We start from the raw sequence: 19973 nt of genomic DNA on the forward strand, positions 1-19973 counted from the left end.
AGTCTTTTAATGCGGTAAAATTATAATTTTCGCGCGGCAAACGCGATTGTAAGCTGCAATATTCGCAATAAAAAGATTTATGCTTTAAGCGCAAAAAAATTGCTTAAAAACATAAACGCTTTAACGGTTCGGCGAATAGTATGGGATAGAGAGGCTATCTCACGACAAAGGAGACTAAAACATGTTCAGATTCAATTTCGGATGCGGAAACAGATGCGATTGCGGGAATTGCCGCCCCGACGACTGTTGCGAGCCCGAGCCCGACTGCGGTTGCCCCGTGCCTCCGCCTTGTCCTGAGCCTAATATGTGCATAGGTCCCACCGGTCCCACAGGACCGCGCGGACCTATGGGACCCGTAGGTCCTATGGGATTTCCGGGCGCTATGGGTCCTACCGGACCTCAGGGCGTGCAAGGACTTCAGGGCGTGCCCGGCGCGGCGGGCGCCGTAGGACCCACCGGACCTATGGGACCGCAAGGACCTGCGGGCGCGACGGGACCTGCCGGAGCTACGGGCGCGACGGGAGCAACGGGCGCAATCGGACCTACGGGACCGACAGGACCACAGGGTGTTCAAGGCTTGCAAGGCGTTCAAGGCGTTGCGGGTGAAGTAGGACCTACGGGACCTGCGGGTGCGACGGGCGCCACAGGCGCGACGGGCGCAGTAGGACCTACGGGACCTCAAGGCCCTGCGGGAGCCGACGGAGCTGCGGGCGCGGTAGGACCTACGGGACCGACAGGTCCTCAGGGCATTCAAGGTTTGCAAGGCGTTCAAGGCGTTGCGGGCGCGGTAGGACCTACGGGACCGACAGGTCCTCAGGGTATTCAAGGTTTGCAAGGCGTTCAAGGCGTTGCGGGTGAAGTAGGCCCTACGGGACCTGCGGGCGCAACGGGTGCCACAGGCGCGACGGGCGCAGTAGGACCTACGGGACCTCAAGGCCCTGCGGGAGCCGACGGAGCTGCGGGTGCGGTAGGACCTACGGGACCGACAGGTCCTCAGGGCATTCAAGGTTTACAAGGTATTCAAGGCGTTGCGGGACCTACGGGACCTCAAGGTCCTGCGGGTGCCACAGGCGCGACGGGTGAAATAGGACCCACCGGACCGACCGGTCCTCAAGGCCCTGCGGGAACGGTTACTCCTGCGGCGCCCGTTGCCGACGTTGAAGGCACTCCAACGCCCGAAGAGGTTGGAGCAACGCTGAATCAACTTCTTGCAAACATGCGTGCGGCAGGGTTGTTGCAAACGGCGGTAACGTTGACGGAGCACGATTCGGAAATAGAAATAAGCGACGAGTAGGGCGACCTGAGAAAAAACGGCGCGGAGAGGGGCATTACGCGCCAAAAAGTATAATGAAGCAAAGAAAAGCAAGATTCTTTCGAACCTTGCTTTTTTTGCGTTTTGTTAGTCTTGGTTTTTAAGGGTTGCGGAATTGTTTTTCCGATTTGCTCTTATAGCAATAGCGCAAAAGGATATAAAAAGTCAGTCTTTTTGCGCTTCACGAAAGAGGCGCAAATTGTTTTTTATGCGCTCGTCGTTGCAAAAATTAAGAGCGAGTGCGGCTTGCTCTTCGGCTTTTTTAAACTGCCCGAATTGATAATAGGCGATACTTAAAAAGTCGTGCAGAGGCGCGCCCCATGCGTCGGGCTCGGTTATGTACGACAGCTTGCGCTCCGTTATACGCAAGCCAGCTTGCGCGGCATACATAACGCCCGCAAAGTCGGAATCGTCGTAGAACGCGCGGGCGAGTCTTAAATAAGGCTCTCGCGTGTCGGGCGATTCCGCTACGGCTTTAAGCGCCCACCTAATAGCTTCGCGTCTGTTTCCCGTGCGCGAATAGCATTGCGATATATAGCGCATAGACGCCGCACGTTCGTCGTTCCAAGTTGCCGACGGAAGCGCGAGGTGGCGGAGTAGCGCGCTTATGGCTTTGTCGTATTGTCCCGCGAACATGTATTCCCGCCCCAAATAGTGGGCGGTTCTGTCGTCGTCGGGCTGTTCTGCGGCGGCGAGTTCGAGAAGCGGCAAATACGACGAGCGCGATTTCGTTGCGTCGGGATAGTGCGTTATTTGCATGCCGTAGGCGTAAGCCGCATGTTTTTCAACGCCTTTCGCAGGCGCAAGAATTTCGTGCACCGCGCCTTTCCACACAAAGCCTTTGCGGTGAATTTTTTCAGACCAGAAAACAACTCCGTCCGTTCCGTCGGCGTTTTTGCTCCACACATAGCGGTATAAAAATTGATTTGCGTTAGGCGCGTTTTTAGCCGCAGTCTCTAACGCTTTTCGCCAACCCGCTTCCATAATTTCGTCGAGGTCGAGGCAGATATAAAGGTCGCCGTCGTCGGGCGCAAGCTCCAAACTGCGGTTGCGGGCAACGTCGAATCTGAACGGCGAAAACGTTTCTTTTTTTACCGTAGCGCCGAGCTTTGCAAGCCGTTCGGCGGTGTCGTCGGAAGAGCCTGTGTCGAGCACGAAAACACCGTCGGCGTCGCGCGCCGACTCCATAAACCGTTCGGCGAATTTGCTCTCGTTCTTACATATTGCATAAACGTAAATTTTCATACAGTATTTATATGCGGCAACGGCGTAGCGGTTGACAAATTGCTTTTTCGGGCTGTATAATTAAATTTATGGATACTGTACTTTTCGATTTGGACGGCACTCTTTTGAACACTCTCGACGACCTTTGCGACAGCACGAATTTCGCGCTCGGCAAAATGGGTTATAACGCGCGTACTCTCGAAGAGGTCCGTTCGTTCGTGGGCGAGGGCGTTCGAAAGCTTATCGAGCGCGCGTTGCCCGATTTTGCGAAAGACAAAACGGACGAAACGCTTGAAATTTTCGAAAAGCATTACGACAAAAACAAAGAGAACAAGACGAGAGCTTACGACGGCGTTAAACAAATGCTTGACGGCGTTTGCGCAAAATATAAGACGGCGGTTGTTTCAAACAAATATCATGCCGCAGTCGCGGACTTGCGCGAAAAACTGTTTCCGCAAATTACGCTTGCGGTTGGCGAGCGCGACGGTTTGAATAAAAAGCCCGCGCCCGACATGGTGGAATATGCGCTCCGCGAGCTCGGTTCCGTTCGGGAAAACGCCGTATATGTGGGCGACAGCAACATAGACATTCTCACGGCGAGAAACAGCGGGCTACCCATAATTGCGGTGAGTTGGGGATTTCGCCCCCGCGCGCTTTTGGAAGAAATGGGCGCGGATATAATAATAGACAAGCCGAGCGAACTTATGGGCGCGCTCGAAAAAATAAATGTTCGATTAGGATAAAAAATTGAAAGAAACATTGCTATAAAGTTGATTTTATACACCAAATGTGATATTATAGTGTATATACGGCGATAAATTCATGTCGTAAAGTTTTAAAATAAAAAAATAATAAAATAAAGGAGTTAATTTGATGAAAAAAACAAAGTTTAAACCGTTAGCGCGTAAAGAAATAAACGTTAAAAAGAAACGTCGTTCTTTTAAGAACGGCGTTTTTATTTTTCGTTTAAGTTTTTTATAACCTCGTTTACGCGCGAGGTAAGATTTTCGAGCGCGCGCTTTATTTCGCGCAGTTCTCTTAACGCTTCGTTTTTTTCACGTTCGGAATCCTGTTGTTTTTTAGGTTCCGATTTTTTCACGTCTGGCGATTTTGATTGCTCCGCAAATTTTTTCGAGTCGGACTGTTTGGCGTTTTCCGCAGTTTTCTTTAATTCGGGCTGTTTGGCGTTATCGGCGGATTTTTTGGGTTCGAGTTGTTTTGCCGGCTCTTGTTGCTTTGCTTGAATTTTATTATGGGGCGGGAGGGCGGCGCGTCGGCTCGGTTTACGCGCGGTTGAGTTCTGCGTTTCGTCTTGCGCGTAGTTAAGGCATTTTATAAGAGCCGAAAACAGCGGTTGCGGGTCGTCGGTGGCAAAAGCTTCGCTTTCGGCGGCGATAAGTTCGGCTTTTCCTATTGCCGCGTAGTTTAGAGAGAAACCGCGACTTGAACAAAAATTTTGTACGAACGCTCTGCGCGCGGTGCCGTTGCCGTATGAAAAAGGCGACAGTATTATAAGCTCGCGCATGTAGCAGCACAGTTGAGCTGCAAAGTCGGCTTTGTTTACTGCGGGCGCGCTTTGCATTTGTTGCAGTTTTGTGAGCACGTTTTTAAGAGAGCCGCGCAAAAGCTTGGGGTCGGCGCAACTTCCGCCCGTCATAACGAGTTCGCCTGTGCGCAATTCGCCGCATTTTGGCTTGGGCTCGAAAAGAGTTTTGTGGGTGGCGCAATAGGCGTCGGCGCCGAAATCGTTGCCCGCATGTTCGCACATTATAACGGCGCGGGCGTAAAGCGGGTTTTTGGCGCATTTTTTCAAAAAAGCGGCTCTGTCCGTTTTTCCGCACAGATAAGTCATAGCCGCCGACACCGTAGCTTTGCCGGGTGCCGCGTCGTCGATAGAAATGTTAGCCGCCACGCCGAGCGCTAAGTTTTTCGCCTCGATTACCTGCATGCGTTTATTATACCAAAACGTCGGGCGAGGTGTCAAGCGGCGGGGCGGCGGGCGACAAAATCCGCTCGAACGTTTTATCGAGCGGCGGCATAAAAAAGTATATCCGAAATCTTTGGTTAAAAAGACTTGAAAAAAATCGCCGTATGAGGTAAAATATATATGTTCGATTATTTCCGCGACGCGCCTCTTAACAGATGTTGCACGTTTTTAACGGGCGGCAGGGCAAGGCGTCTTGCTTACGCATACACGCAAGAAGAACTTTGCGAGGCGGCGGATTGCGGCGCGCTTGTTTTGGGGCGCGGTAGCAACGTGCTTGTGGGCGACGCGGGTTACGACGGCGACGTGGTTGTGAACAGAACTGCTTCGAGAACGTTTTCGGGCGAATTTTGCGAGTGCGACAGCGGAGTTTTGCTGTCGCTTCTGTCGCGCGAATATGCGGCGGCGGGGCGAACGGGGCTTGAATGGGCGTATGGGCTTCCCGGCAGCGCGGGCGGCGCGGCGATAGGCAACGCGGGCGCGTTCGGCGGCTGTATGGCAGACGTTTTGGATAGCGTTACGGTGCTCTCCGGCGGCAAAGTGCGAGAGTTGAAAGCGGAGGAATGCGGTTTTAAATACCGAGCGAGCGGGATTCGCGGAACGGTGCTTAAACTTAGGCTGAAAGCGCCGCTCGGCGATGCCGAAACCATAAGGGAGCTATCCGAGCGCAACTTGGCGCGACGCCGAAAAACTCAGCCGCTGGGGGCGAGCGCGGGAAGCGTGTTTAAAGCGGCGGGGCTTTTGCCCGCAGGACTTTTGATAGACCGCGCGGGGCTTAAAGGGGCGAGCGCGGGAGGCGCCGAAATATCGCCTATTCATGCGAATTTTATAATAAACAGAGGAGGAGCTACGAGCGGAGACGTTTTGCGGCTTATACTCGAAGCGGAAACGGCGGTGTTTTTGAAATACGGAATTCGGTTAGAGCGCGAAATCAAACTTTTGGGAGAATTTTTTTAAATGGCGTTTTGGGGCGATTACCACACCCACACCGTGTACAGTCACGGCAAAGGAAGCATAGAGGACAGCGTGCTTAAAGCGGCGAAACTCGGTTTGCGCGAACTTGCGATAACCGAGCACGGCTTTAACCATCTTTGCTACAATTTGCGCAGAGGCGAACTTGCGAAAATGCGCGAGCAAGCTGAAATGCTTGCCGAAAAATATCCGCAAGTTAAATTATATATCGGCGTGGAAGCGAATATTTTATCGCCTAACGGAAAAATCGACGTGCGCGAGGCGGACAAGCCAAAGCTTGACTTAACGGTGTGCGGCTATCACAAATTAGTGCGCGCTTTTCCGGCGAGTTTACAATATTTTTTGCCTAACAACATAGGGCTTTCTGGCGCAAAAACGATTGCGAGGAATACTGCGGCATATTTGAGCGCGCTCGAAAAAAACGAAATAGACATTCTTTCGCATCCCGGAAACAGTTGCAAGTGCGACGTGCGCGAGGTGGCGAGGGCTTGCAAATATTTCGGAACTTATTTCGAACTGAACGGAAAACGCATAGCCCTATCTGACGAAGAGCTTGCGGCAGCCGCCGAAGAAGGGTGCGAGTTTATAGCGAGCAGCGACGCGCATTCCCCGCGCAGAATAGCGGATTTTGCTGTTCCGTTACAAAGAATAGAGCGGGTGGGAATACCGCTCTCGCGGCTCGCGAACTACGAGCGTTTGCCGTTGTTCCGCAGCGGAAAATGCAAAGATACGAAAGAGGGCGAAAACGTTACGGGAGAGGAGTTTTAATTGACGGGAGCGGACGGAAACACCGAATTGGAAGAAGCGGAGAGCAAGCTTTGCAAGGCAAGCAAAGAAGAGCTCGCGTTAAAACCGCTTGCCTCGCGCGGAGAAAAGACGGCTTTTTTGTCGGCAGTGATTTTCACGTCGGGTTCGCTGCTTATTCACGGTTCGCGCGTTTCGGCGAGCGTCTCGACGCAAAACGAATTTCTTGCGAAAGCCGTTTCCGACGCGGCGCAAAGCCTTACGGGAAAAGCCGCCGAAGTTTCGCGCGTTGGAAAAACGTCGGAAGTTCTTATAAGCGACGCGGTTGAGTTGCTCGGCGAATGCAGAGTGCTTAACTCCGAGAGTTGGGTGGTGTGCGACGGAATAGACAAAGCCTTAACGCGGGAGCGAGCCGACGCGGCGGCGTTCGTGCGCGGCGCTTATCTCGGAGGCGGCAGTTTGATTGTGCCCAAGTACCACCTTGAATTTTCTTTCGGAAAAAAGACGATTGCCGAAGATTTTGCGGCGCTTATATTGAGGTTCGGCATTAAAACCGAGCTCACCGCGCACAGGGGCAGAGCTGTGGTTTACACCAAAGACAGCGAGCACATAAGCGATTGCCTCGCTTTAATGGGCGGCGTAAAAGCGGTGCTGTCGCTCAATTCGATAATGGCGGCAAGGCAAATGAGCGCGCACATAAACCGTCAGCAAAATTGCGACCTGTATAACATAGATAAGCAAATCACCACCGGGCTCAACCAATGCGCGTATCTTAAAGAACTCGACCTTAGCGTCGTGTCGCAAGGGCTGAAAGAAGCGGCGCAAATGCGACTCGCTCATCCCGATTACAGCTACGAACAACTTGCCGCGCTTCTCGGAATTACCAAAAGCGGATTGAAAAACAGATTGCGACGATTAAAAGAAATTTACGAGCGCGGCGGAGTATAAAAAAAATCGGTATAGGAAAAAAACGAAAAAGGAAACGGGAGGGAAATAAAAATGGTATTTAAAGAAACGGCTGTCGGAAGAGTGTTCACGCATACCGACGCGCAACAGATTGTTGGGCGGTGCATGCGTTACGACAGCGAAATCACTTTCGAAATGGGCACGAAAAAAATAAACGGAAAAAGCTTAATGGGAGTTATAAGCATGGCTCTTAAAAGCGACGACGTTGTTACCGTTATCGCAAAAGGCGACGACCAAGAAGACGCGCTCGCGGCGGCGGTTAAGATGCTGTCGGCAAAGCACCCCGAATAGAACAGACTACACACGCAAGGAAATTACGAGCATGGAACAAACCGCTTCGAATAAAGAGGAACGCAAAGAGAAAGAATTCGTGCATTTGCACGTTCACACCGAATACAGTTTGCTTGACGGCGCGACCCGCATAGGCAAGCTGTTTTCCGCATGCGACGAAATGAACATGCCCGCCGTTGCCATTACCGACCACGGCAACATGTACGGCGTTCTCGAATTTGTGAAAGCGGCTGTTAAACACACCGACCCCAAAGCGGATTTTTATGAGTTTATGGCTGAAAAGCGCCCTTATAAAGTTAAGCCCATAATAGGGTGCGAACTTTATATGTGCGAAGATATGGCGGTTAAAACGAGCCGCGACGGGAAAATGCCGAAATATAATCACCTTGTGTTGCTTGCGAAAAACGAGACGGGGTATAAAAACCTTATAAAGCTTGTTTCGCGCTCGTATACCGAAGGGTTATACTACAAGCCGCGCATAGACATGCCGCTTTTGCGGCAATACACCGAAGGGCTTGTTTGCCTTTCGGCTTGCGTTGCGGGAGCTATTCCGCAAGCTATTTTGGCGGGCGACTTGAACAAAGCGGACGCGCTCGTTAAAGAATTTAAAAGTTTGTTCGGCGAAGATTTTTACATAGAAATTCAAGACCACAACATAAAAGACCAAAAAGTTGTGTTGCCGCACCTTATCAGGTTGGCGCGCGAAAACGGAGTTAAGATTGTTGCTACCAACGACGTGCATTATTTAACGCGAGCCGACGCCACAATGCAAAAGGTTTTGCAGTGCATATCGTTCCGCACCACAATGGTGTATAACGAAGACGAAGTGCGGCAAGACGCGGGCGACGCCGTTACCGACGAAGGAATAACCGACGACGGATATTTCCCCACGAAAGAATTTTATTTGAAGAGCTACGACGAAATGCTTTCGCTGTTTCCGTCGTTGCCCGAAAGTTTGGAAGTAACGAAAGAAATAGCCGACAAATGCGACGGGTGCTATTATTTTCGCAAAGAGCCGCTTTTGCCGTCGTACTATCCCGAAGACGGAAGCGAGCCCTACGAGTTTTTGCGTAAGCTCACTTACGACGGACTGACTCGCAAATATAAAACTATAACCGAAGAAATAGAAAAACGCGCCGAATACGAACTCGGAGTTATTCACAGGCTCGGCTTTGTGGATTACTTCCTTATTGTGTGGGATTTTATTCACTGGTCGGAAACGCACGACGTTCCCGTAGGACCGGGCAGAGGCAGCGGTGTTGGCAGTATCGTGGCTTACGCAATCGGAATAACAAAGGTAAACCCTTTGAAATATCAACTGATATTCGAGCGCTTTTTAAATTCGGAGCGCGTGTCAAACCCCGACTTCGATATAGACTTTTGCGTGGACAAGCGCGAACTCGTTATACAGTACGTTACGGAAAAATACGGAGCGCCGAACGTGTCGCAGATAGTAACGTTCGGCACTATGGCGGCAAAGCAAGCGGTTAAAGACGTAGGGCGCGTGTATAACTACCCGTATTCCGAAGTGGAAAAGATTACAAAGCTCATTCCCGGAATGATGGGCAAAAAGCACTTAACGCACATTTTGGGCTTTCAAAAATGGAAAGACAACGAGCCGAGCCCCGTTATAGGCGAGTTGCGCGACATGTACGACAACAACGAAATGGCGCGGGTTATTTTGGATATGGCAATGAAAATAGAGGGAATGCCGCGCCAGACGGGAATGCACGCGGCGGGCGTAATTATCTGTCGCGACCCCATATCCGACCACGTTCCTATGGCTAAAACGGGCGACGGCAATATAACCACAGAGTTCAATATGATAGAGTGCGAGGAACTCGGACTTTTGAAAATGGACTTTTTGGGACTTAGAACGCTTACCGACATTAAAAAGGCTGTGGATATTGTTAAGGTGACGCAGGGCGTAAACCTCGACTTTTACGACATGGAATATAACGACGAGGGCGTGTTTAAGCTAATCGGCGACGGCGACACGCACGCGGTGTTCCAACTCGAATCGGAAGGCATGAAAAAGTTCATGCGCGACCTAAAACCGTCAAGCCTCGAAGATATTATAGCGGGAATATCGCTGTACCGTCCCGGCCCTATGGACAAAATAGACGAGTACGTTTTCAACAAAAAAAATCCCGACAAAATAAAATACGACCACCCGCTTACAAAACCCATTTTGGAAGTGTCTTACGGAATAATGGTGTATCAAGAACAGGTTATGCAAATGGTTCAGGCGCTCGGCGGCTACACTTTGGGACGAGCCGACAACGTGCGCCGCATGATGAGCAAGAAAAAAGTGGACGCTATGGAAAAGGAACGCGAAGTGTTCGTTCACGGCACGGTTGACCACGGCGTCGAAATTCCCGGTTGCATTAAAAACGGCGTGCCCGAAGACGTGGCGAATAAGATTTACGACGATATGATTGCGTTCGCGTCTTACGCCTTTAACAAAAGCCATGCGGCGGCGTATGCGTATCTTGCGTATCAAACGGCATATCTTAAATGCTATTATCCCGTAGAGTTCATAACGGCGGTGCTCAACAACCGAATAACGAGCATAGACGAAATAACCAACTATTTAACGTATTTAAAAGAGCGCAACGTAACCGTTTTGCCGCCGTCTATCAATAAGTCGTTCGTCGAGTTTACGGTTGAGAACGGAGCGGTGCGAATAGGGCTTGCCGCCATTAAAAACGTTGGTAAGGGCGTTATAGAAGAAATTATAAAAGAGCGCGAAAAGGGCGGCGAATTTACCGACTTTGTGCAGTTCGTCAAAAGAATAGAAAACGCGCAGTTAAACAAGCGTATGCTCGAAAGTCTTATATATGCGGGCGCGTTCGATTGCTTGGGCAAAACGCGCAGCCAATATATTGCGGTGTATGAAACCGTAATCGACAGAGTGAACAAAGACAGAGCGGCGCGCCTTAAAGGTCAGTTCTCGTTTTTCGATATGAGCGACGATTGCGCAAAGCTCGACGAATTCGAGTATCCCGCTATGAGAGAATATCCGCTCGGCGTTAAACTTGCCAAAGAAAAGGAAGTTGCGGGCGTGTATTTAACGGGGCACCCGCTCGAAGAGTATACGGGGCATCTTAAAAAGTACAACTACAATTCGGCTAATATAAAACCCGCGTGGGGCGACGACGGCGAGCTTACGGGACTTAAAGATGACACCGTTGTAAAGCTCGGCGGAATGCTTGTGGAGGCGGAAAAGAAATTCACGAAATCGGGCAAAGAGCTCGGAATAGGAAAGCTCGAAGACTTATACGGCACCGTTGACCTAATGCTTACGGGTTACACTTATAAAAAGCTTAAAAACGTTTTTCAAAAAGACGGAATGGTTACCGTTACGGGCAAAATAAAAAACCGCGAAGATTCCGTTACCGTGTGGGTTGATTCAATAGAGCTGTGGGGGGACGTTAAGCCCGAAGCTCCGCCCAAAATGATTTGCTTTTATCTTTCGTTCGGCAATAGCGACCCGTCGGTTATGGACAACTTGCAAGACATTCTTTCGGCATATCCGGGACGCGACGAAACGTATTGCAAAAACCTTGACGACGGCAAGCTTTATCCGCTCGGCATAGGGGTGGAAGTGAGCGACAGCCTTGTAAGCGAGGCTCGCGGACTTATGGGAAGCGAAAACGTGAAAATTGCGGTGAAGAAGTAAGGGGTGTTTTGTTGCTTTGCGGGCAACGGGTTCGCTTGTCATTGCGAGGAGCCGTAGGCGACGCGGCAATCTTTGCTCTGAACAAACGCCGACCTTTTGCGACCAAAAAGCCGCCGCGCTTTCGCTCGCAAAGTTTCAATAAGTCAAAAAGAGTTTCCGTTGCCACGCAAGACAATAAAAAAACTTTCTTTAAACAGTTGCTTTTATTGCGCTTTTTTTGATACAATATTATCGGAGAAATTTCCGCAATCGTCGTAAGGCGTTGCGGGGCAAATTTTTGCTACGGAGGCTTTATGAAAAAAATCGCTGTTTTAACGTCGGGCGGAGACGCGCCCGGAATGAACGCGGCAATACGCGCGGTTGTGCGTTACGGTATTTTCGCGGGCATGGAAGTTATGGGAATAGAGCGCGGTTACGCGGGGCTTTTGGAAGGAAAGTTCGTGACTATGAACATGCGCAGCGTGTCGGATATTATTCAGCGCGGCGGCACCGTTTTGCGCACGGCTCGTTGCCTTGAAATGAAAACCGAAGAAGGGCAAACAAAGGCGGTTGAGCAACTTAAAGCGAACGGAGTGGAAGGGCTTATCGTTATAGGCGGCGACGGTTCTTTTATGGGCGCGAAAGCTCTCAGCGAGCGCAATTTCCCGTCTATCGGAATACCCGGAACAATAGACAACGACCTTGCCTACACCGATTACACGCTTGGATTCGACACCGCGTGCAACACCATTTTGGACGCCATTAACAAAATACGCGACACAATGACGAGCCACGACAGAGTTTCGATTATAGAGGTTATGGGGCGCAACTGCGGCGACCTTGCGTTGCACACGGGGCTTGGCGGCGGCGCCGAAGTTATAATAGTTCCCGAACACAAAATAGACATTGCTCGCGTGTGCGAAAGATTGGAGGCGAGCAAGCAACGCGGAAAGCACAGCGGAATAGTGGTGCTTGCCGAAGGCGCGGGCACGGCGGACGAATGGGCTAAGCAGATTGCCGAGCGCACGGGGTTGAGTATTCGCTCTACCGTTCTCGGGCATTTGCAACGCGGCGGAAGTCCGAGCATGAAAGACAGATTTTTGGGCACCACAATGGGCGTGTATGCCGTGCAGCTTCTTGAAAAGGGAATAGGCAACAGAGTTGTGGGCATACGCGACAACAAGCTGTACGACGAAGACATTGTTACGGCTTGCGGCATGAAAAAGAAATTTAACACCGAGCTTTATAATATGGCGGGCGTGGTGGCAAGATAATATCGAGCCGTATTTTAAACGGAGCTTTATGAAAAACGGAAAGGGCGAACGCAACAAAAAAAGCGACATAAATTTAACGAAGCTGAACAGCACGGCTACGCGCGTTGTGTATTGGATGTTTCAAATACTCATTCTTTGCACGATGATGTTTTCGCTTGTGTCGCTTTTTACCGAGCCCACTCTTTTCGACAAAGGCACTCACATAGAGCACATTATGCTTTGCGTGGTTTCGCTTGTTTTATATAACATTCCGAGCATAGCGCAACGCAGATTTAAGTTGTATGTTCCGTCGGCAATGCACATATTCGTGCTGTTGTTCATATTCGCGCATTTCATTTTGGGCGAAGTTTTCGAAACGTATAAAGTGAGCGCGGTATTCGATAAGCTTTTACACACCACGAGCGGGCTTGCCATAGCTTTGGGCGGATTCTCGCTTGTGAACATTTTGAACGATTCGCGCAACACTCATTTAAAGCTTAGCCCGTTGTTTGTGGCGTTGTTTTCGTTTTGTTTCGCTCTTGCAATCGCGCTTTTGTGGGAAGTGCTCGAATTTACTTCCGACAGCCTTTTCGGCACTAACATGCAACGGTATATTCCGCCCGAAAATGTGGAACAGGCTGTTCCGCCTAAGCAGGGCTACGGACTTATAGACACAATGGGCGATATGATTGTGTCTACTGCGGCGGCGTTTGTGGTTAGCGTGCTCGGCTATGTTGCGCTTAGAAAAAAGACAAAGTATCTCAACAGATTTTTGTTGCGTAAGATTCCCGACTACGACACCGCGATAGCGGAAGCCGAAGAAGCGGGCGACACCAAACTTGTGGAGGCGCTCAAAAAAGCGCGCGACGAAGTTTTGAAACAATCGGAAGAAGAAAGCCCGGAAAAAGAAAAGATTACAGACGAATCGGCGGACGGCGAACTTTCGGCGCCGCAAGAGGCGCAGTTGCCCGAAAACGGCGAAGAGGGCGATGAAGCTCAACCGCAAGAGCAAGAGCTTGCGCTAACAGGCGGCGAGAGCGTTAAAACGGACAGCGCCGAAGTTGACGTGACGGAAGATGCGGAAGGGAACGGCGAACCGCAAATTATTGCCGAACCGCAAGAAGCGACGGCGGAAAACGGCGCAACAAAAAGCGTAAAGAATGATAGAAGTTAAAAACGTTAAATATATTTACAACGAAGACGCCGACGACGAAAAAGAGGCGCTCGGCGGCGTGTCGTTTAGCATTGCCGACGGCGAATTCGTGGCGCTTGTCGGGCATAACGGCAGCGGCAAAAGCACGCTCGCAAAGCTTTTTAACGGGCTTATATTGCCCAAAGAAGGCGAAGTTCTTATAGACGGCATGAGCACAGCCGACAAGAAAAAGCTATTCGACATTCGCAAAACCGTGGGGGTTGTTTTTCAAAATCCCGACAATCAAATGGTGGCGTCCATAATAGAGGACGACGTTGCTTTCGGACCCGAAAACATAGGGCTTCCGCCCGCAGAAATCAGCGAACGCGTGCAATGGGCGCTTGAATCGGTGGGAATGGAAGAACACCGCAAAGGTACGCCGTTTAGGCTGTCGGGCGGGCAAAAGCAGCGCCTTGCAATAGCGGGAGTGCTCGCCGTAAAGCCCAAAATCATGGTGCTTGACGAGAGCACTGCAATGCTCGACCCCGTTGGGCGCGACGAGGTTATGAAAGTTATTATGCGCCTCAACCGCGAAGAAAAAATGACGGTTGTTATGATAACGCATTTTATGGAAGAGGCTGCGCTCGCCGACCGCATAATAGTGCTTAGCGGCGGATTTGTGGCGGGCGAGGGGAAAAAAGAAATTTTCCGCAACCGCGATTTAATTGAAAGGGCGGGGCTCGAACTGCCTCTTGCCGCCCGCATAGCCGACGCGCTGAGAGCGCGCGGGCTCGAACTGAACGCCGACGTGACTTTGCCTGAGGAGCTTGTGAAAGCGCTATGCCGATAAAAATTACAGATTTAAATTACGTTTACAGCAAAGGCACGCCGTTTCAGAAAGCGGCGCTCAAGAACGTGAATCTTGAAATTGCCGACGGCGAGTTTTGGGGTGTAATCGGACACACGGGGAGCGGAAAGAGCACTCTGTTTTCGCACCTTAACGCGCTTACGAGAATACAGAGCGGCAAGATAGAAATAGACGAGTTTACGCTTATAGGGAACGGCGGAAAAAAGCCTAAGCGGAAGCACCGCCCCGACTACAAGGCGCTCCGCGCGCGTGTGGGCATGGTTTTTCAATATCCCGAATATCAACTGTTTGCCGAAACCGTTGCCGACGACGTTGCGTTCGGCGCGAAAAACATAGGCGTTAAGGGCGACGAATTGAACGAGCGCGTTAAGTCAGCTATAGAAATGGTGGGACTTGATTATAACGAGGTCAGTTCCCGCAGTCCGTTCGACCTTTCGGGCGGGCAGAAGCGGAGAGTGGCGCTTGCCGGCGTGCTTGCCATGCACCCTAAAATTTTGGTGCTCGACGAACCGACCGCAGGGCTTGACCCGCGCGGCAAACGGGAAATTCTCGACCTTATAACGAAAATAAAAGAAACGCTTTGCCCTACCGTGATAATGATTTCGCACAACATGGACGAAGTGGCGCGCTATTGCGACAAAATAGCGGTGATGGCGGGGGGAGAACTGAAACTTGTTAGCACTCCCGCAGAGCTTTTTTCGCAAACCGAACTTTTGCGCGATTTGCACATAGAAATGCCGGGAGTTACCGCGCTTGCGTGCGAACTTAACTCGCTCGGGCTTAACGTTTCGCGTTCTGTTTTAACCGAAGCGCAACTTGTTGAAGAGATTTTGCGCGCTAAGGGGGTGACGGAATGAAAGACGTCAGCTTCGGGCAGTATTATCCGGTTGAAAGCCCGATTCACCGCCTTGACCCGCGCATAAAGCTTTTGGCAGTTGTGCTTTATATTGTGGGAATATTTTTTATTCGAAAATTCGCGGGATTTGCGCTGCTTGCCGTGTTTTTGCTTATAGTAGTTTTAATAAGCCGCGTTCCGCCTTTAAAGGTGCTTAAAAGCGTGCGGGCGGTGCTCTTTTTGGTGCTGTTCACCGTTATTATGAGCGTGCTGTTTTACGCGACCAAAACGGAAGAACCGCTTTGGCAGTGGCATTTTATAAAAATTTACAAGCAAGGACTTATTAACGCGGCGCGAATGGGGTTGCGTCTTGTGTTCTTGGTGCTCGGACCGAGTTTGCTTACGCTCACAACTACGCCGGTTGAACTCACCGACGGACTTGAAAGTCTTTTAAAACCGCTCGCAATGATTAAGCTGCCCGTGCACGAACTTGCCATAATAATGAGCATAGCTTTGCGGCTCATTCCCACGCTTTTGGAAGAAACCGAAAAAATAATGAACGCGCAAAAGGCAAGGTGCGCGAGTTTTGACACGGGCAACATATTTAAGCGGGCGAAAGCGCTTTTGCCCGTTTTAATTCCGCTGTTCGTCAGTTCGTTTCGGAGAGCGGACGAACTTGCCGACGCTATGGATTCGCGCTGTTACAGAGGCGCTAAGGGGCGCACGCGAATGAAAGTTTTAAAACTCCGCGCGCGCGATTTCGTTGCCGCATTCGTAATGCTTGCGCTGTTTGCGGTTATATTGTTTTTGCGTTATAATTGGTTCGGTTGGGCGTTTTTGGCGGTGCTTATATGAAAACGTATTTGCTTACGCTTAGTTACGACGGCACCGACTTTCACGGCTGGCAACGTCAAAACAATTTACCAACCGTTCAAAAGGTTTTGGAGGACGCGCTTGCCGAGTTTGCGGATTCTCCCGTTACGGTAACGGCTTCGGGACGCACCGACGAGGGTGTGCACGCGCTCGGGCAAACGGCGTCGTTCAGTTGCGAAACTTCGGTTCCCGCGCATAAGCTTGCCGCCGCGCTCAACTCGCGGTTGCCGCAATCAGTGCGCGCCGTTTCGTGCAAAGAAGTGTTAAGCGGATTTTGCGCGAGGAGAAGCGCGAAACGCAAAACGTATGTTTACAGAATGTATGTCTCGCCCCGTCCGCTACCGCATTTCGAGCGTTACGCGTTGCGGCTCGATTGTGCGCCTAACGTGGAATTTATGAAAAAAGCCGCTGCCGCCATCGAGGGCACGCACGACTTTAAGGAATTTTACTGTTTGGGTTCGTCGGCAAAAACAACTGTGCGCACGGTGTTTTCGTGCTCGTTCGAACTGTTCGAGCCGAGAGGAATAACTCCCGCCGTTTGCGAATTTAAAATTTGCGGCGACGGTTTTCTTTATAAAATGGTTAGGCTTCTTGCGGGTGCGCTTTTGGCGCTTAACTGCGGAAAGCTTACGCTTGAAGATTTTAAGGCGGCTGTCGGCGGCGAAGCGGGCAAGGTGAAAAAAGTTCCCGCAGAGGCGAAAGGGCTCACGCTTGTAAGCGTTGAATATTGAGTGAAAATCGATTTTGTTGCCTTGTGACAACGACGTTTTATGTTATTGCGAGCGAGTGAAACGAGCGCTGCAATCGTTGCGCTATGTTTATGATTGCTTCGCTACGCTCGCAATGACGTTTAACGTAAATTTTGCGTTTGAGCGACATAGTTACTCTTCTCTGTCGTATTCTATTGTGTATCCTATGTCGGTGGAGTAGTCGCCGAGATTTTTTCCGAAAAGAGCGAGCCCCGATTTTGAGGCGAGCGTAAAAGTTTTTAAGTCGCTGAGCCGCGCGAGCGTTACTTCGGATATTTTTATTCCGTCCCAAAAACAGCCGCGAGCGTTCACGGAAAGCGTTTTTAAACTTCCGTATTGCGGATACACTCTGTCGAACCAATCGGGGCAAAGAGCGCCTTTGCGGTCGCGGTTTTCGGGAGGCAGAGTGGCGGCGCCGAGAAGTTCGTTGTCTATATAAAACATTACTCTGCCGGGAAGAGTGTCGCCTGCCGTAGCAACGGCGCTCAGTTCGAAATGAAAACGGATTTCCGAAATAACGGTGCCGCTTGCGGGCGGCGTGGGAAGAGTGTAGGTAAGCGAGCCGTCGCTCAGCCAAAGCCCCAAGCAATCGGCGTGTTCGGGGTAGGTGAAATAGCGCGGTTCGTCGGTTTCGCCTATAAAGCCCGTTGCGCCCACAAGCGCGCACCTACTGTGCGCCGTGCACGCTCTGTATTGCCCTACGGGAAGTTGAAACGACTGCGCTTTTTCGGGCAAAAACGTTGCAACGTCTATTAAAATTTTATCGAGCGCTATCGAGGCGAGTTTCGCCGTGCCGCGTTTTCCCGGCTCTTCGGTTAGGCGGATAAGCCCCACGCTTTCAAGTTTTTTTATGTGGGGAGTGAGCGCGCTGTTCGATAGGTGCAGATTTTTGGCAAGGTCGCTCAGCGTTACCGAACGGTGTTCGAGTATCTGTTCGAGAATATCCATGCGAACCTGACTGCCGATAGCCTCGCAAAGAGTGTAGGCGTCTTTAAGGTCGGAAAAGTGTTTCATAAATTTATTATAACATTGAAATGCCGCAAAAGCAAGCTTTTGTAGTTTCGTTACCGCGCGCCGAAAAGCGTTTTTCGAGCGTTTTTTTATTTTTGTTTTCTTTAATCGTTTTATTATAGCGCAAAACGTTTATAAAATAGAAATTCGCGTTGCGCGCGGCTTTTCGCGCTTGACACTTCGCGCAAGTTATGTTATTATTGTGCCGAAGGAATAAGCGGCCGCGCCGCGCGTGTCGGAGAAAGCCGACAAGGAAAATAAATGATAGATTTAGTCGGAAAAATAGGCTCTATGGCGCTCATAGACAGCCCGCACCACAGCATAGACTATAATAAGTTCGCGGGGCTTTCGCGCCAACTGCGTCCCGGCATGATATGGGTGTCGAGCGGCGCTACGGAAATAGGGCGGCTCGATTATTTGCACCGCAACGGTTGCGAGCTCGAAGGAAATCCCGACGAGGTTAAAATGGACTACGCGTCGCAAGGGCAGGCTATTTTAATGCAAACCTACCGCAACTTTATAGACGCGCGTTATTCGGTTAGGCAAGTGCTAGTTGAACACGGGCATTTTAACGACGCGGCAAAGCGGGAAAACATAAGACAAATGCTTATGAGGGCTCCGAGCCAAAACGCCGTTCCCATAATAAACTACAACGATGCGGTTTCGTGCGAAGAGAACCGCAAAATGGAAATTTTAAAGTTGCAGCGCGAAAAGGGCAACGCGGTGGAGCTTGTGGATAACGACGAAACGGCGGCGCAAATCGCGTGTCTCGTTAATGCGAAAACGTTGCTTATTTTTTCCACGTTGAGCGGAATATACAGCGACATAAACAATCCTTCGTCGCTTATATCCGAAATAAGCGCGCCTACGGTTTATGAAGCGCTTGAAAAAATAGAAAAAGTTAAGGGGCTTTGCAAAGGAGCTTCGCGCGCGGGAGCGAACGGGGCTAAGGCTAAGCTCGAATACATAAAGCCTTGCGTTGCGGCGGGCGTTAAAGTGATTATAGCGAGCGCCGAACACAGCATTGAAGAAATTTTGGCGGGGAAAGCGCCGTGCACTCGAATTTTTACGCGGTAATAAAATCCGTAAGGAACATTATATGGTAACGAAAAAACAAATGAAAGCTGCAAAGGAAGAGCGCGAGCTTGCTTCTTCCGAAAGAATGACAGCCAAGCGTTGGCTCATTCTTATTTTCGGGATAATTTTGGCGGGCGTTGTGCGCGCAATCGGCATTTATTCTTTTATAGTGCCTAATAATTTCGCGCCCGGCGGCGTTACGGGTATTGCGTCTATGCTTGAAAACAAACTGCCCGGAAACCCCAACGCGGGTTATTTTTTGCTTGCCATAAATATTCCTCTTATAATTGTGGCGTTTATTTTTATAGGAAAGAAATTCGCCATAATTTCGGGTATTTCCATTTTGCTGTCGTCCGCTCTTATGGTGCTGTTCGAAAAGGTGGGTTTTCCCACGTTTCCGTTTGAAGCCGACAAAATATTGCCTGCGATTGCGGGCGGAATTATAGGCGGCGCGGGAATTGCCATAATGCTAAAACTCGGCGGAAGCAGCGGCGGCACCGACGTTATCGCAACGATAATTCAGAAAAAGTATTCCGCAACAAACGTCACTTGGTTTATATTTATGCTCGATAGCTCGGTGGTTGTGGTGTCGTTCTTTGTATACGGCAACGACATTGTGCCCGTTTTGCTGTCGTTTGTGGAAATGTTCGCGTCGAGCAAAGTTGCCGAAACGATATTGCAGGGCTTTAAATCGGCGCTCAAATTCGAAATTATAACCAATCATCCCGAAGAGCTTTCGCAGGAAATCTTTTCTAAGTTGAAACGCGGCGTAACAATGATTACGGCAAAAGGAATGTACACGGGCGAAGAGCGCGCTATGCTTATTTGCGTTTTAAGAAAACGTCAGCTATCGCAGTTTAGAGAGGTGCTGAAAAAATACCCCGACACGTTCGCGTATATAAGCGGAACGAGCGAGGTTGTGGGGCGCGGGTTTAATTCGTAAAGATATGTCGCCCAAGCGTAACACGGCGCTACGCTGCGTGCCTTGCGGCACTTGCTTGCTTAACCCGTGTTAGGCGAA

18 protein-coding genes are annotated in these 19973 nt (G+C 50.4%); 15 read left to right on the forward strand and 3 right to left on the reverse strand.

Going from position 1 to position 19973, the window contains the following annotated elements; translation table 11 throughout:
* The first annotated feature begins 181 nt into the window (after nt 1–181).
* Nucleotides 182–1294: a collagen-like domain-containing protein gene (locus NFR62_RS08185; RefSeq protein WP_275556890.1), complete on the forward strand. Its 1113-nt coding sequence runs from the start codon at nt 182–184 to the stop codon at nt 1292–1294.
* A 183-nt stretch (nt 1295–1477) separates the two neighbouring features.
* Here NFR62_RS08185 and NFR62_RS08190 read toward each other — a convergent pair whose 3' ends face one another.
* The gene (locus NFR62_RS08190) at nt 1478–2557 is read right to left on the reverse strand and encodes a tetratricopeptide repeat-containing glycosyltransferase (RefSeq protein ID WP_251617273.1); all 1080 of its coding nucleotides are present in this window, start codon (nt 2555–2557) and stop codon (nt 1478–1480) included.
* 68 nt (nt 2558–2625) lie between these two features.
* Between NFR62_RS08190 and NFR62_RS08195 the strand changes: the two genes are divergently transcribed.
* On the forward strand, nt 2626–3279 hold the full coding sequence (locus NFR62_RS08195) for an HAD family hydrolase (RefSeq protein ID WP_338049907.1): 654 nt from the start codon (nt 2626–2628) through the stop codon (nt 3277–3279).
* 212 nt (nt 3280–3491) lie between these two features.
* On the opposite strand, the gene NFR62_RS08200 is transcribed toward NFR62_RS08195, so the two are convergent.
* On the reverse strand, nt 3492–4484 hold the full coding sequence (locus tag NFR62_RS08200; RefSeq protein ID WP_251617283.1) for a hypothetical protein: 993 nt from the start codon (nt 4482–4484) through the stop codon (nt 3492–3494).
* A 159-nt stretch (nt 4485–4643) separates the two neighbouring features.
* Between NFR62_RS08200 and murB the strand changes: the two genes are divergently transcribed.
* From murB to truA, 11 genes are all read left to right on the forward strand, one after another.
* Nucleotides 4644–5477, forward strand: a complete 834-nt coding sequence (gene murB / locus NFR62_RS08205; RefSeq protein ID WP_251617285.1) for a UDP-N-acetylmuramate dehydrogenase — start codon at nt 4644–4646, stop codon at nt 5475–5477.
* Nucleotides 5478–6260 (forward strand): PHP domain-containing protein, encoded by a 783-nt coding sequence (locus NFR62_RS08210; RefSeq protein ID WP_251617287.1) that lies wholly within the window; start codon nt 5478–5480, stop codon nt 6258–6260. It begins immediately after the preceding gene.
* Nucleotides 6261–7184 carry a DNA-binding protein WhiA gene (gene whiA, locus NFR62_RS08215; protein ID WP_251617289.1) on the forward strand — a complete coding sequence of 308 codons (924 nt, stop codon included), beginning with the start codon at nt 6261–6263 and terminating at the stop codon, nt 7182–7184.
* A gap of 51 nt (nt 7185–7235) precedes the next feature.
* Nucleotides 7236–7493: an HPr family phosphocarrier protein gene (locus NFR62_RS08220; RefSeq protein WP_251617292.1), complete on the forward strand. Its 258-nt coding sequence runs from the start codon at nt 7236–7238 to the stop codon at nt 7491–7493.
* A 31-nt stretch (nt 7494–7524) separates the two neighbouring features.
* Nucleotides 7525–11175, forward strand: coding sequence for a DNA polymerase III subunit alpha (locus NFR62_RS08225; protein WP_251617295.1), 3651 nt, complete (start codon nt 7525–7527; stop codon nt 11173–11175).
* A gap of 293 nt (nt 11176–11468) precedes the next feature.
* Nucleotides 11469–12428 (forward strand): 6-phosphofructokinase, encoded by a 960-nt coding sequence (pfkA, locus tag NFR62_RS08230; RefSeq protein WP_251617297.1) that lies wholly within the window; start codon nt 11469–11471, stop codon nt 12426–12428.
* 28 nt (nt 12429–12456) lie between these two features.
* The gene (locus NFR62_RS08235; RefSeq protein WP_251617299.1) at nt 12457–13581 is read left to right on the forward strand and encodes a DUF2238 domain-containing protein; all 1125 of its coding nucleotides are present in this window, start codon (nt 12457–12459) and stop codon (nt 13579–13581) included.
* Nucleotides 13568–14389: an energy-coupling factor transporter ATPase gene (locus tag NFR62_RS08240; RefSeq protein ID WP_251617301.1), complete on the forward strand. Its 822-nt coding sequence runs from the start codon at nt 13568–13570 to the stop codon at nt 14387–14389. The genes NFR62_RS08235 and NFR62_RS08240 overlap by 14 nt, the downstream gene beginning before the upstream one ends.
* The gene (locus tag NFR62_RS08245; protein WP_251617303.1) at nt 14380–15264 is read left to right on the forward strand and encodes an energy-coupling factor transporter ATPase; all 885 of its coding nucleotides are present in this window, start codon (nt 14380–14382) and stop codon (nt 15262–15264) included. Before NFR62_RS08240 ends, NFR62_RS08245 begins: the two co-directional genes overlap by 10 nt.
* Complete coding sequence (locus NFR62_RS08250) at nt 15261–16097, forward strand: energy-coupling factor transporter transmembrane component T family protein (RefSeq protein ID WP_251617305.1); 837 nt, start codon at nt 15261–15263, stop codon at nt 16095–16097. Before NFR62_RS08245 ends, NFR62_RS08250 begins: the two co-directional genes overlap by 4 nt.
* Entirely contained in the window at nt 16094–16846 is a 753-nt protein-coding gene (truA, locus tag NFR62_RS08255; RefSeq protein ID WP_251617307.1) for a tRNA pseudouridine(38-40) synthase TruA, read from the forward strand. The genes NFR62_RS08250 and truA overlap by 4 nt, the downstream gene beginning before the upstream one ends.
* 150 nt (nt 16847–16996) lie before the next feature.
* Here truA and NFR62_RS08260 read toward each other — a convergent pair whose 3' ends face one another.
* Nucleotides 16997–17878: an ArsR/SmtB family transcription factor gene (locus tag NFR62_RS08260; protein WP_251617309.1), complete on the reverse strand. Its 882-nt coding sequence runs from the start codon at nt 17876–17878 to the stop codon at nt 16997–16999.
* Nucleotides 17879–18136: 258 nt separating this feature from the next.
* Between NFR62_RS08260 and NFR62_RS08265 the strand changes: the two genes are divergently transcribed.
* Together NFR62_RS08265 and NFR62_RS08270 are read left to right on the forward strand one after the other, a co-directional pair.
* Nucleotides 18137–18952, forward strand: a complete 816-nt coding sequence (locus NFR62_RS08265; RefSeq protein ID WP_251617311.1) for an amino acid kinase family protein — start codon at nt 18137–18139, stop codon at nt 18950–18952.
* A gap of 22 nt (nt 18953–18974) precedes the next feature.
* Entirely contained in the window at nt 18975–19895 is a 921-nt protein-coding gene (locus tag NFR62_RS08270) for a YitT family protein (protein ID WP_251617313.1), read from the forward strand.
* Nucleotides 19896–19973: the final 78 nt, after the last annotated feature.

The sequence above is a fragment of the Pumilibacter muris genome (assembly GCF_943193045.1).
GTDB classification, from domain to species: domain Bacteria; phylum Bacillota; class Clostridia; order Christensenellales; family Pumilibacteraceae; genus Pumilibacter; species Pumilibacter muris.